The sequence below is a fragment of the Asticcacaulis sp. P2_C5 genome (assembly GCF_056404555.1).
Genome location: NZ_JBFUDU010000004.1, coordinates 70239 through 82378, shown reverse-complemented (window position 1 = coordinate 82378; position 12140 = coordinate 70239). Strand labels below are relative to the sequence as shown.

At 61.7% G+C, this 12140-nt stretch carries 9 protein-coding genes; 6 read left to right on the top strand and 3 right to left on the bottom strand.

Annotation, left to right across the window (positions count from 1 at the left end; translation table 11 throughout):
• The first annotated feature begins 115 nt into the window (after window positions 1–115).
• Entirely contained in the window at window positions 116–1219 is a 1104-nt protein-coding gene (locus tag AC1DXO_RS08490) for an efflux RND transporter periplasmic adaptor subunit (protein WP_476977690.1), read from the top strand.
• A gap of 1 nt (window position 1220) precedes the next feature.
• A complete protein-coding gene (locus AC1DXO_RS08485) occupies window positions 1221–4739 on the top strand; it encodes an efflux RND transporter permease subunit (protein WP_476977689.1) in 3519 nt (1172 codons plus the stop codon).
• A 401-nt stretch (window positions 4740–5140) separates the two neighbouring features.
• Here the strand turns inward: AC1DXO_RS08485 and AC1DXO_RS08480 are convergent, their stop codons facing one another.
• The 3 genes from AC1DXO_RS08480 to AC1DXO_RS08470 are packed head-to-tail and all read right to left on the bottom strand — an operon-like array spanning window position 5141 to window position 8195.
• Window positions 5141–6430, bottom strand: a complete 1290-nt coding sequence (locus AC1DXO_RS08480; RefSeq protein WP_476977970.1) for an HlyC/CorC family transporter — start codon at window positions 6428–6430, stop codon at window positions 5141–5143.
• 14 nt (window positions 6431–6444) lie between these two features.
• Window positions 6445–7590: a 3-dehydroquinate synthase gene (gene aroB, locus AC1DXO_RS08475; RefSeq protein ID WP_476977688.1), complete on the bottom strand. Its 1146-nt coding sequence runs from the start codon at window positions 7588–7590 to the stop codon at window positions 6445–6447.
• Window positions 7587–8195 (bottom strand): shikimate kinase, encoded by a 609-nt coding sequence (locus AC1DXO_RS08470; RefSeq protein ID WP_476977687.1) that lies wholly within the window; start codon window positions 8193–8195, stop codon window positions 7587–7589. The genes aroB and AC1DXO_RS08470 overlap by 4 nt, the downstream gene beginning before the upstream one ends.
• A gap of 267 nt (window positions 8196–8462) precedes the next feature.
• On the opposite strand from AC1DXO_RS08470, the gene AC1DXO_RS08465 reads away from it, so the two are divergent.
• The 4 genes from AC1DXO_RS08465 (at window position 8463) to AC1DXO_RS08450 (ending at window position 12073) form a co-directional block, all read left to right on the top strand.
• Window positions 8463–9353: a polysaccharide lyase family 7 protein gene (locus tag AC1DXO_RS08465; protein WP_476977686.1), complete on the top strand. Its 891-nt coding sequence runs from the start codon at window positions 8463–8465 to the stop codon at window positions 9351–9353.
• A 60-nt stretch (window positions 9354–9413) separates the two neighbouring features.
• Complete coding sequence (locus AC1DXO_RS08460) at window positions 9414–10325, top strand: tyrosine recombinase (protein WP_476977685.1); 912 nt, start codon at window positions 9414–9416, stop codon at window positions 10323–10325.
• Window positions 10326–10435: 110 nt separating this feature from the next.
• Window positions 10436–11404 (top strand): acetyl-CoA carboxylase carboxyltransferase subunit alpha, encoded by a 969-nt coding sequence (locus tag AC1DXO_RS08455; RefSeq protein WP_476977969.1) that lies wholly within the window; start codon window positions 10436–10438, stop codon window positions 11402–11404.
• Between the two features lie 21 nt (window positions 11405–11425).
• On the top strand, window positions 11426–12073 hold the full coding sequence (locus AC1DXO_RS08450) for a DUF4328 domain-containing protein (RefSeq protein WP_476977684.1): 648 nt from the start codon (window positions 11426–11428) through the stop codon (window positions 12071–12073).
• The last annotated feature ends 67 nt before the right edge of the window (window positions 12074–12140 follow it).

Genomic DNA, 12140 nt, shown 5'->3' with positions numbered 1-12140 from the left:
CGGGATGCCACGCTTTTGCGGCTTAAGTGGATGTTTTTTAACGTGCGTTTCGTTGACTTGCGGATATACGGGCCTCATCATGTACCAAGAGAGAGCAATTCGGGAATCTAAGAGCATGTTTATGGGGCTGAACAGGCGTGCACGGCCGCTGGTGATCACAGTGGGCCTGGCCGCGGCATTGGCGATGGGGCTCGGTCTCGAGGCCTGCTCGAAAAAAGACGGCAAGGACGCCAAGGCAGGCGCAAAGCCGGCCGCCGGCGCAGAGCATGCGTCCGTGGTCAATTACGCCATAGTCGGTGACACCACGGCGCCGATCACGGTGACGGGTACGGGCACGGTCAGCGCGTGGCAGGAGGTGCCGGTCGGCGCAGAAACCGGCGGTCTGACCGCCGTCGCCCTGCTGGTCGATGAAGGCGCCTATGTCAAGCAGGGCCAGCCCCTGCTGAAGATGGATGACGTCCTGCTCCAGGCCCAGCTCAAACAGTCCCGGGCCAGCTACGACCAGGCCAACAAGGCCTATCAGCGCGCCGACACCCTGTTCAAGCAGGGCTGGCTGTCCGCTGCGGCTTTGGAAAACGCCCAGGCCGCCATGCTGACCACACAGGCCGCCATGGAAACCACCCAGACACAATTGTCGCTGGCCACGGTGCGTGCGCCGGTTTCGGGCATTGTCGCTTCGCGCAAGGCCGTGCTGGGGCAGATCATTCAGCCGGGCGCCGAACTGTTCCGCATCGTCCGCGATGGCCGCGTCGAACTGAACATGGAAGTGGTCGAGAGCGACCTGCATGTGATCACGCCAGGCATGGCCGCGACAGTCACGTCGCAGTCGACGGGACCGGTAACCGGCACCGTGCGCATCGTCACCCCGATGGTCGATCCCAATACGCGCCTGGGCTATGCCCGCATCACCGTGCCGTGGTCTTCGGGCCTGCGTCCGGGCATGTTCGCGCAAGGTTCGGTCACGGCCGGCGCCCAGACCGTTCTGGTCGTGCCGCAGAATTCCATCATCTACAATGAAAACAAGCCCGGCGTGTATGTCGTCGGCGCCAATAACAAGGTGACCTTCCGCAACCTGACCCTCGGTGGCCAGCAGGGCCAGGGCGTTATCGTGCGCGACGGCCTGACCTCGGGCGAACGTGTGGTTACGACCGGCGCCGGCTTCCTGAACAATGGTGACACGGTAAAGCTGGCGGGTAACCCGCAAGCTGGTGGGGAATAAGATGTCGTATACTGCCGCCAAACCCGCCGGTGGCGGGGGCTTCCAGATATCGTCGTGGTCGATTCGCAATCCGATCCCGACGCTGGTCTTCTTCATGGTCATGACGGTTGCCGGGATTCTCGGCTTCATGCAGACCCGTATCAATAACTGGCCCGATATCGATTTTCCGATCGTCGTCGTGACGGTTGTCCGGTCGGGCGCGGCACCGACCGAACTGCAGAACCAGGTCACGCGCATCGTCGAGGACTCGGTTTCCGGCCTGGGCGGCGTTCGCCACATCCAGTCCTATGTCAACGAAGGCGCGTCGACGACGGTTGTTACCTTCCAGCTCGATACCGACCTGGAAAAGGCGACGAACGACGTCCGAAATGCCGTGGCGGGGGTGCGGGCTAACCTGCCTGGCGACGTTCAGGATCCGATCGTCTCGCGCGTCGAGAACGCGCAGGGCCAGCCCTTGCTCAGCTATACCATTCGTGCCGCCAATATGTCGCCCGAAGAGCTCAGCTGGTATGTCGACAATAACGTTGCCAAGAAGGTTCTGGGCGTCAAGGGCGTGTCGCAGCTGAACCGCGACGGCGGCGTCAATCGCGAAATCCGCATCGAACTCGACCCGTCCAAGCTGGCGGCCCAGGGCGTCAGCGCCGGCGATATCAGTCAGCAATTGCGCTCGTTCAACGTCAACATGCCGGGCGGGCGGTTCAATGCCGGTTCGACCGAACAGACGATCCGCACCGTGGGCGGCGCCGAAAATGTGACGCAACTGGCCGAGACGCGCATCACCCTGTCGAACGGCGGCTCGGTGCGCTTGGGCGATCTGGGCACGGTTTCGGACACCTGGTCAGAGCCGCGCAGCCGGGCACGCTATAACGGCAACGAAGTCGTCGGCTTCAATGTCCAGCGCACGCGCGGCACATCGGAAGTCCACGTCGCCAAGGGTGTGCGCGACGCGATTACCGCGCTGCAAGCAAGCAACAAAAACGTTCAGATCGAAGAAGTGTCGTCGAGCGTCAAGGAAGTCCAGCGCAGTTTCGACACCTCCATGGAAGCCCTGCTGATCGGCGCGGCCCTGGCCGTGTTCGTGGTGTGGCTGTTCCTGCGGGACTGGCGGGCGACCTTCGTGTCCGCCGTGGCCATGCCGATGTCGCTGTTGCCAACCTTCTACGTCATGCACGCCTTCAACCAGTCGTTCAACGTGGTCACCTTGCTGGCCCTGTCGCTGACCGTCGGTATCCTGGTCGACGACGCCATCGTGGAAATCGAGAACATCGTCCGCCACATGCGCGAAGGCAAGAAGCCCTATGCCGCCGCCATCGAAGCCGCCGACGAAATCGGTCTCGCGGTCGTGGCGACCACGGCGACCCTGATCGCGGTGTTCGCGCCGACCGGCTTCATGCCCGGCATCGTCGGCCAGTTCTTCAAGAGCTTCGCCATCGCGTCGTGCGTCAGTATCTTCTTCTCGCTGGTCGTGGCGCGGACCCTGACGCCCTTGATGGGCGCCTATCTGCTGCGCTCGAACCCGAAGCACGACAACGACAAGCCGTTCTGGATGGACGGTTACCAGGCCATGCTGCGCTGGACCCTCGAGGGTCACGTCAAATGGCGCTGGTACATCCTGATGCACGGCCTGCTGATCTCGATCCTGCTGCTGATCAACTTCCTGACCCAGAAGGCCATGCCTATGGGCATTGCCGCCGCCGGCGTGTTCCTGGTGACGCTGTTGCTGGTGCTGGTCATTCACAAGCCCTACGTCAAGACGCGCTGGGTAGCGCTGGAATTCTTCGGCCTGATCTCTCTCGGCATCATCATGATGGGCGCCGGATCGATCTTCCCGCACCCAGGCCCTGACGGCGTCATCGTGCATCCGCAGATGTCGGGCCAGATCGTCGGCGGTGTGATCGCGGCGATCGGTGTTGCGTGCCTGATCGGTGCCATCGCCCTGGCCGTCAATCTGAAGAAGTCTTATCTCGGCGCGCGCTGGGCGGTCATCCTGGGTGGCTTCATGTTCTTTGTCGGGGCCATCGCCCTGATGGGCACGATCCCGCAGGACAATATCCCGGCTGACGATCAGTCGATGTCGATCATGAGCCTGTCCCTGACGCCGGGATCGACCCTGGCCGAAACCGACAGCGTCGTGCAGCGCATCGAACACGATCTGCGCAAGCACGCTGAAGTCAAGAGCACCTACAGCGTCATCAATATGGAGAGCGCGTCGATCACGGTCGGCCTGGTTCCGAAAAATGAACGCAAGCTGGGCCAGACCCAGTTTGAGCAGATGTTCTCCAAGACGCTGGCCACCTATGCCGGGATTCATTCCAGCTTCGGCCAGGACGGCGGCGGCGGTACGGGCGTGGCCTATATTATCGTCGGCGACGACGAAAAGGTGCTGGGCCAGACCGTGCAACAGTTGCAACGTGAAATGGCGGCTCTGCCGGAACTGACCAATGTCCACTCCGCCGACAACCTGACGCGGCCGGAAATTGTCATCACGCCAAAGCCTGACCAGGCGGCGCTGATGGGGGTTTCGACCAACACCATCAGTTCGGTGGCGCGCGTTGCGACGGTGGGCGATATCGACCAGATCCTCGCCAAGTTCAACCAGGGCGACCGCCAGGTGCCGATCCGGGTGCTTCTGAAGGCCGATGCACGTTACAATGTCGACAATCTGCAGAACCTGATGGTGCCGACCAAGTTCGGTACATCGGTTCCGCTGTCGGCTGTTGCGGACATCACCTTCGGCGCGGGACCGATCCAGATCAACCGTCTCGACAGGACGCGTTCGGCGACCGTGACGGGCGACCTCAATGGCGTGCCCAATGGTACGGCCGACGCCGCGGTGATGAAGACGCCGACCATGGTCAAGATCAAGAAGGGGGAGGTTCCGGGCGTGCGTATCGTTGCCAACCCGAACACCGAAGACTTCATGGAAATGGTGCCCAACTTCATCATGGCCATCGCGACCGGCATCCTGCTGATGTATGTCGTGCTGGTGCTGTTGTTCGGATCGTTCTCGCATCCCTTCACCATCCTGCTGGCCTTGCCGCTCTGTTTCGGCGGCGCATTCATCGCCCTGATCATGGCGCGGATGGCCCTGTCCATGCCGTCCTATATCGGCCTGATCATGCTGGTCGGTATTGCCGCCAAGAACTCGATCCTGCTGGTCGAATACGCGATGGTGGCGATCAAGAACGGCATGTCTCGGACGGAAGCCCTGTTCGAAGCGGCCCACAAGCGGGCACGTCCGATCGTTATGACCACGGTCGCCATGGGCGCCGGCATGATGCCGGTTGCGGTCGGCAACGACGCCTTCCGCCAGCCGATGGCGGTGACGGTGATCGGGGGATTGATTACCTCAACCCTGCTGTCGCTGCTCTTCGTTCCGGCGGCCTATACCATCATCGACCAGATATCGCACTTCCTGGGCAAGCTGATTTCACCGGCCTTTGCCGCACAGGGCAAGGAAGAACACGAAAGCGAGGCTGGGTACGAACCGACCGAGCTACCGCCGGAAGACTACCGCTAAGCTATCCTGAAAAACCCCTTCGGATCAGTCCGGAGGGGTTTTTTACTGTCGATGGGCATTCGGATCGTCCATCGGGTCAGGTCGTTCGTGGGCCGCATTGGCTGAAGTACAATATTTGAAATTACAGCAATTTTCATCGCGGAAAGCGCGGAAAAGTCGGACAGGGGCGGAAAGGGAGCAAGCGGACAAGCCTGTGCCCGAAGGGCTGTTATTCCGGAACGCCACCAATAACGCGGCAGGAATGCGCTTCGCGCGGTAGAGATGGCAGTCGTTTTCTGCGTCTATCCGACTTTTCCGCGCTTTCCGTGTTGAAAATTGCCATAGATTCAGAATGTTGTGCAAAAATATGTAGCCGTGCTCAGGCGATAGCTGTCGAGAGCTGCCACACGTTACCGGATCGTTTACAGCTCGATGGCGGCCGTAACCGGGATCGGTGTGATCTTGATGGCGGTGATCTGGTTACGCTGGCGACGCATGATCTGGAATTTGCGGCCATAGAAGATAAAGGTTTGGCCAGGCTCCGGTATGGTGCGCGCCTCGTGGATCACCAGGCCGGCCACGGTCACTGCAACATCATCGGGCAGTTCCCAGTCCATGGCGCGGTTTAGGTCGCGGATCGGCATGTCGCCGTCGACATGGATCGAGCCGTCAGACTGCTTGCGGATGGCGGTAAAGACCGCATCATGCTCGTCGTCGATCTCGCCGACAATCTCTTCCAGAATGTCTTCCAGCGTCACCAGGCCCTGCAAGGCGCCGTATTCGTCGACCACCAGGGAGAAGTGCTGCTTCTGCTTCAGGAACGCCGCCAACTGGTCCTTAAGGTTGGTGGTGTCGGGGATGAACCACGGCTGGCGGGTGATCGCCATAACATCGACCGCATTGACATCGCCGCGCGCCCGGGTAACCGCGGCCATAAGGTCGCGAGCATGCAAGATACCGACAATGTTCTCGGTATTGCCCTTGTACAGCGGAATGCGGGTATGGCTGAAATTCAGCGCCGCCTCGATAATGTCCGACGTCGACATATCGGCGTCGATCATGTCGATCTGCTTGCGGTGGACCATGATCTGGCTGACATCGAGATCCTGCAGGTCCAGCACGCCACGGAACATGTTGCGGTCCTCGCTTTCGACCGCGCCTTCTTCGTGGTGATATTCGACGGCGCCGCGGATCTCCTCGTGCGCCGCCAGGACGTCGACCTCCATCGACAGGCGCACCCCGAACAGCCGCAACGTGCCACGGACAAACCACTGCACAGCCGTGATGATCGGGCCAAAGGCAATGACGACCCACAGGACCGGCCGCGACATAAAACGCGCGACCTCGTCCGGGCGCATGATGGCCAGGGTCTTGGGCAGGACCTCGGCAAAGACAAGGACCAGGACCGTCATCAGGGCGGTCGAGATGGCCGCACCCCAGGGGCCGGGTATGGCGCGATCGATCGAGACGGTGGCCAGGGCCGAGGCGCCGATATTGAGCACGTTCTGCAGCAGCAGGATGGCGCCGATCATTTTTTCCTGGTTGGTCAGAAGGCGATTGACCCGTTTGGCGCCGCGATCGCCGTCGCGCTCCAGTTGGTGCATGCGGCCGCGTGAGGCGGCGGTCAGCGACGTTTCCGCTGCGCTGAACATGGCCGACACCCCAAGGATGCCCAGCAGCATCGGGACGAGCGCAATAAGAGCGGCGATCATGGTGTTGCCTTCGGTCATGCTATGGCCTCCTGCGGCGCGGTGGTCGCGCCGTCGAGCACCAGGAAATCCTGTATCGATTGCCGGTCCACCTGTTTGGCGACAAAGGCATGACCGATCCGGTCGGCCAGGACGAAGGTGAGGTGCCCGCCCTCGGCTTTTTTGTCGTGGCCCATATGGGTCAGCAGGCGATCTGCGTCGAACGGTGCGTTGCGGATGTCGGACATTTTGGTCGGCAGGCCGGCGTGACGAATCGCGGCTATGGCGCGGACGGCTTCGTCTTCCGGGCATTCGACATTGAGTGAACTATAGCGGAAGGCCTGGCACATGCCGATGGCCACGGCCTCGCCGTGCAGCAACAGATCGCCGAAGCCAACCTCGGCTTCCAGGGCATGGCCGAAGGTGTGGCCGAGATTGAGCAGGGCGCGCGCCCCGCCTTCACGTTCGTCCTGGGCGACGATCTCGGCCTTCATCTCGACGCTTCGCGCCACGGCGTGCAGGATGGCAGCGGGCTCCAGAGCCAGCACCTGCGTATCGTTGGCTTCCAGCCATTCGAAAAACGCCAGGTCGCCGAGCAGACCGTATTTGATGATCTCGGCATAGCCGCAGCGGATTTCGCGCGCAGGCAGGGTCTTGAGCACATCGAGATCGCACAGCACCAGGCGTGGTTGATGGAAGGCGCCGATCAGGTTCTTGCCCTTTTCGTGATCGATGGCCGTCTTGCCGCCGACCGAGCTGTCGACCTGGGCCAGGACCGTCGTCGGGATCTGGATAAAGTCGATGCCGCGCATATAGATGGCGCAGGCGAAGCCGGTCAGGTCGCCGATAACGCCGCCGCCGAGCGCCAGGACGACGTCTTTACGGTCGAGGCCGCAATCGAGCAGGGCGTCCATGACGAATTTCAGCCCGTCCCACGACTTGCTTTGTTCGCCGGCCGGGACGACGATCTTGTGGGTGCGATGGCCGGCGGCTTCCAGTTGCATCAACAGAGCGTCGGCGTGCAGCGGTGCGACATTACTGTCGGTCACCACGACGGCGCGTTTGTTGCGCAGGTACGGTCCGATCAACGCTTCGGCATTCTGCAACAGGCCGGGGCCCACCACGACGTCATAAGGCTTGAAACCAGCGCCTTCGACGGGGATGCGGCGGATCGAATCAGTCATGGGGTGGGTCCAGCTTGGGGTCCAGAGGGTAGTGCCAGATAGCGCTGCAAGGCGTCGAGCACCATTTCGACGGCCTTGCTGTGAGATTGGTCGCCGGTATCGACCACGACGTCAGCGATTTCGTACAGGGGATAGCGCGTGCGGGCATGTTCACGCAGGACGTCCATCGGGCTGCGATCGCGCAGTAGCGGACGGTGCGGCTTGTTGGCGACGCGGCGGGCCAGGACCCTCAGGTCGGTTTTCAGCCACACCGTGATCGCCTTCGCCTTTAGCCGTTCCCGGGTCCGGGCATGGGTCAGGGCGCCGCCGCCGGTGGCCAGGATCTGGACCGGCGAATCGAGCAGGCGCGCGATAACCCTTTGTTCGCCGTCGCGAAAACCGGTCTCACCGTAATTGGCAAAGATATCGGCAATGCTCTGGCCGGCCGCTTTTTCAATCTCTTCGTCGGCATCGACAAAAGGCAGGGCGAAGTAATCGGCAAGGCGTTTGCCGATCGTTGTCTTGCCGACGCCCATCAAGCCAACCAGGGCGACGGTTCGGGGCAGGGTGAAGGCGGGGCGCGCCGGTTCGGGCGCCGCCGCAGCGGGTTCAGGCGTTACGGTCATTGTCAGATAGCCGCGACCCGGCAGGCGAGAAAAGGAGTCATAATGATAAACTTTACACGATATCAGGGGGGCATTGCCAGTCTTGGCGGGAAAAATCCATGATCTGACAAAGTTTGTGGTGTCGGGCCTCCCGCTTTGCGCCTTATCAACGTCATGTTTCAAAGCTAGGGTGCAGGTCAAGGCAGATCACATGCCGCCACGAAACCCGACAGGTGAGGACGACGCTACCCTACAACGCGCGTCTCATTTTTCGGCAGGTGACAGACCATGCAATCCGCAACGCCCCGTAATCATCGCCCGGCCATAGGCCAGGCCGCTCTTTTCGCAGGCACGGTCATCATGGTGGCCCTGCTCGGCGGTTGTGCCGGGACGCAGGATGCGGCGTGGCGCGATGCCAGCGCGCATAATTCCGATCATTTCGATCTGACGGGCTGGAAACTGACCCTGCCGGCCAGCCGCAGTTTCTTCGGTGGCGAGGCTGAGGAAATCAAAGACCTGGCGGGGTACGAGTCGCGCTATTTTTATGATGCGCCGGATGGCGCCATGGTCTTCCGCGCACCGGTCAGCGCGCCGACGACCAAGGGCTCCAAATATCCGCGCTCCGAACTGCGCGAACGCAGCGACGGCAAGGACGCCGCCTGGACGGTCGCGGAGGGCGGTACCCTGACGGCGTCGCTGCGGGTCGATCAGGTGCCGACCTTGTCCAGTCGTACGCCTGGCAAGATCGTTATCGGCCAGATTCACGGCAAGGACGACGAGCTGATCCGCCTGTATTGGGACAATGGCGCGGTCTATTTCAAGAATGACCTGTCGGGGCCGGATGACAAGGAGCATCCATTCCTGCTGCGCAATGCCGGCGGACAGACGCCGGTGATCCCGCTCGGCGCGGTCTTCTCGTACAAGATTGCAGTCCACGACAGCACGCTGGAGGTTCACGTCTATTTCGGTGGCAATGACTATCTCTCGACTACGCCGATCAATGCCATCTGGATGACGAATGCCCTGTATTTCAAGGCTGGCGCCTACCTGGGCGAAAACGCCAGACAGGGCGCGTCGGGCTTTGGGCAGGTGTCCTTCTACGGCCTCGACTACAGCCACGTGCCGGGCGGAGGTTTGGGCGGCCTGAACCGCCCAAACCGTACGGCGGCCGCGAAGTAAACTTTACCGGATATTAGCCGGCGCTTGCCAAGGTCGTGGGAACAATGCCTACAGGACGCCATGCGCTTCGATCCGTTCAAACAGTTTCTGCAGATGATGGCGGTCGAACGCAATGCAGCAAAGCCGACCCTGGAAGCCTATGGCCGCGATCTGGAAGACGTCATGGCGGCCTGCCAGGTGACGCCGCAGGGCCTGTTGTCTCTGAGCGAAAGCGATATAGCCCGCTATTTCGAAGGTTTGAGCGAGCGCGGCCTGGCCTCATCCTCCCTGCAGCGCAAACGATCGGCCGTGCGCCAGTTTTACCGTTTTTGCGTGGCGGAGAACCTGATGACGACCGATCCGTCGCGCAAGGTGCCCGCGGCGCGCAAGGGTTTGAAACTGCCCAAGGTTCTAAGCCGCGACGACGTCGATGCCTTGATCGCCGCCGCCGATGCCATTGCGCCGCATCAGGCGGTGCGGCTGCAATGCCTGATCGACATGGCCTATGCCTCAGGTATGCGGATTTCGGAACTGGTGGGGCTGCGGCTCGACGCCGTAGTGCGCGATCCGGCCTTCCTGATCATCAAGGGCAAGGGCGGGGTCGAACGCCTGGTGCCGCTCAATCCGCCGGCACGGGCATCGATCAAGGAATATCTCGAAATCCGGCCGGTCTTTCTGCCGGCCGGCGACAAGGCCAATGTGTTTCTGTTCTGCTCGCGCGGTAAGGAAGGCCATCTGACGCGGCGCCGGGTCGGCCAATTGCTCGACGAAGCGGCGGTCAATGCCGGCATCGATCCGGCACGGGTCTCGCCGCACGTCCTGCGCCACGCCTTTGCGACGCACCTGCTGGAAGGCGGAGCGGACCTGCGCGTGGTCCAGACTCTGCTGGGACACGCCGATATCTCGACGACCCAGATCTATACCCATGTTGCCGGCGAGCGCCTGCGCGAAGTGGTCGAGACGCATCATCCGCTTGCACGGGGACGTCGCTAGGCTGAAAATCCGCTTTGACGGGAGCTGACTTGCTGTTAAAGGCCTCGTCCCTTAGAAGATCATTGCAATTTTATGATGACCACCGCCAATTGGGCCATTCACAGAGCGACCTGATGCGACATTATCTCGAATTCGAACGTCCGATCGCCGATCTGGAATCCAAGATCGAAGAGCTGTCGATACTGTCGCAGTCGGGCGGCGCCGATCTCGAAGTCGAACTTCGCGCCCTGCGTGACCGCACCGAGGTCCTGCGCCGTGAGACCTATTCCCGCCTCGAGCCGTGGCAGAAGACCATGGTCGCTCGCCACCCCGAACGTCCGCACCTGGTCGACTACATCACCGGCCTGATCACCGAATTTGTCGAACTGCGCGGTGACCGCAAGTTCGGCGACGACCAGGCGATCGTCGGCGGCCTGGGCCGTTTTCGTGGCCAGCCCGTGGTCGTGATGGGCCATGAAAAGGGATATGACACGGCCACACGCCTGAAGCACAATTTTGGCATGGCGCGTCCGGAAGGCTACCGTAAGGCGGTGCGCCTGATGGACATGGCCGAGCAGTACGGCCTGCCGGTCCTGACCTTTGTCGATACGGCCGGCGCCTATCCCGGTATCGGCGCCGAGGAACGCGGCCAGGCCGAAGCCATTGCGCGTTCGACCGAGCGCGGCCTGACCTTGAAATCGCCCATGGTCGCGACCGTGACCGGTGAGGGCGGCTCCGGCGGCGCCATCGCCCTGGCCGCCGCCAACCGCGTGCTGATTCTCGAACATTCGATCTACAGCGTCATCTCGCCCGAAGGCGCGGCCTCGATCCTGTGGCGCGACGACAAGAGCGGGACCCGCGCCAAGGATGCCGCCGAACAGATGAAGATCACGGCGCCCGACCTGCTGAAGCTCGGCATTGTCGACCGCATCGTCCAGGAACCGGCGGGCGGCGCCCATTCCGATCCCGAGGCCATGATCGACGCCCTGGGCGACGTGCTCGAAGACGAATTGAAGGCCTTGAGCTTCCTGACGCCGGAGCAACTGGTCGAACAGCGCGCCAAACGGTTCTATGATATCGGCAAGGTCGGGCTTAGCTGAAATTATAACACGAGGGGGGCGATGAGCGTTATCCGAATCTATCCCTACGCTCCGCTGCGCGCGATCACGACCTGGACCGTGATTTCACAATGCGTCAAACTGGCGGCTCTGGGACTGCTTGCCTGTCTTGTTGCCCGCGCCCTGATCGTCGGCGATCCGATTGATTACACCTCGACAGCTGACACGACCAACACAGACACTGGGCCGCTCATTGCACGATGGCTGGTAATCGCTCTTATCAACGGTCCTGACGTGGTCAGTCTGATCTGGTTCTATCGGGCCGCCGGCAATACGCGTGCTCTGAGTTTGCCGACCTTGAAACCAACCCGAGCCGTTGGTTGGTTTTTCGTCCCTTTCGCCAATCTGTGCCTGCCTTATCTCTATATGCGCGATATCTGGGTTAGCGCGCTTGACCTGCACGAAGGCCGCCGCGCTCGTGACGCACTGCCCGTTACGGTTTGGTGGTGCTGTGTTGTCGTTGGAGGCCTGTTTATCTCGTTCGGATCGGACCCGACCGCGCTGGAAAGTCCGGACCCGGTCCGCGACGGCTATCTTATGTTGGTTGGAAGTATGTTCAGTTGGGCTGGCAGCCTGCTTTTTCTCAGGCTGGTGCTGCGGATCAGCCGATGGCGGAACGCCGAGGATACAGCCCGAGCCGTCTGTCCCTGATCTTACGTCCCCCTTACTTTTCCGCGGCATGTCCCTCTTTGTAACCGAATGCAGGGATTCCTACCCT

What these genes read in the sequence shown, in the direction of transcription:
- AC1DXO_RS08490 (WP_476977690.1), top strand. Translation starts at nt 116, where the DNA reads ATGTTTATGGGGCTGAACAGGCGTGCACGGCCGCTGGTGATCACAGTG.
- AC1DXO_RS08485 (WP_476977689.1), top strand. Translation starts at nt 1,221, where the DNA reads ATGTCGTATACTGCCGCCAAACCCGCCGGTGGCGGGGGCTTCCAGATA.
- AC1DXO_RS08480 (WP_476977970.1), bottom strand. Translation starts at nt 6,430, where the DNA reads ATGATCGCCGCTCTTATTGCGCTCGTCCCGATGCTGCTGGGCATCCTT.
- aroB (WP_476977688.1), bottom strand. Translation starts at nt 7,590, where the DNA reads ATGACTGATTCGATCCGCCGCATCCCCGTCGAAGGCGCTGGTTTCAAG.
- AC1DXO_RS08470 (WP_476977687.1), bottom strand. Translation starts at nt 8,195, where the DNA reads ATGACCGTAACGCCTGAACCCGCTGCGGCGGCGCCCGAACCGGCGCGC.
- AC1DXO_RS08465 (WP_476977686.1), top strand. Translation starts at nt 8,463, where the DNA reads ATGCAATCCGCAACGCCCCGTAATCATCGCCCGGCCATAGGCCAGGCC.
- AC1DXO_RS08460 (WP_476977685.1), top strand. Translation starts at nt 9,414, where the DNA reads ATGCGCTTCGATCCGTTCAAACAGTTTCTGCAGATGATGGCGGTCGAA.
- AC1DXO_RS08450 (WP_476977684.1), top strand. Translation starts at nt 11,426, where the DNA reads ATGAGCGTTATCCGAATCTATCCCTACGCTCCGCTGCGCGCGATCACG.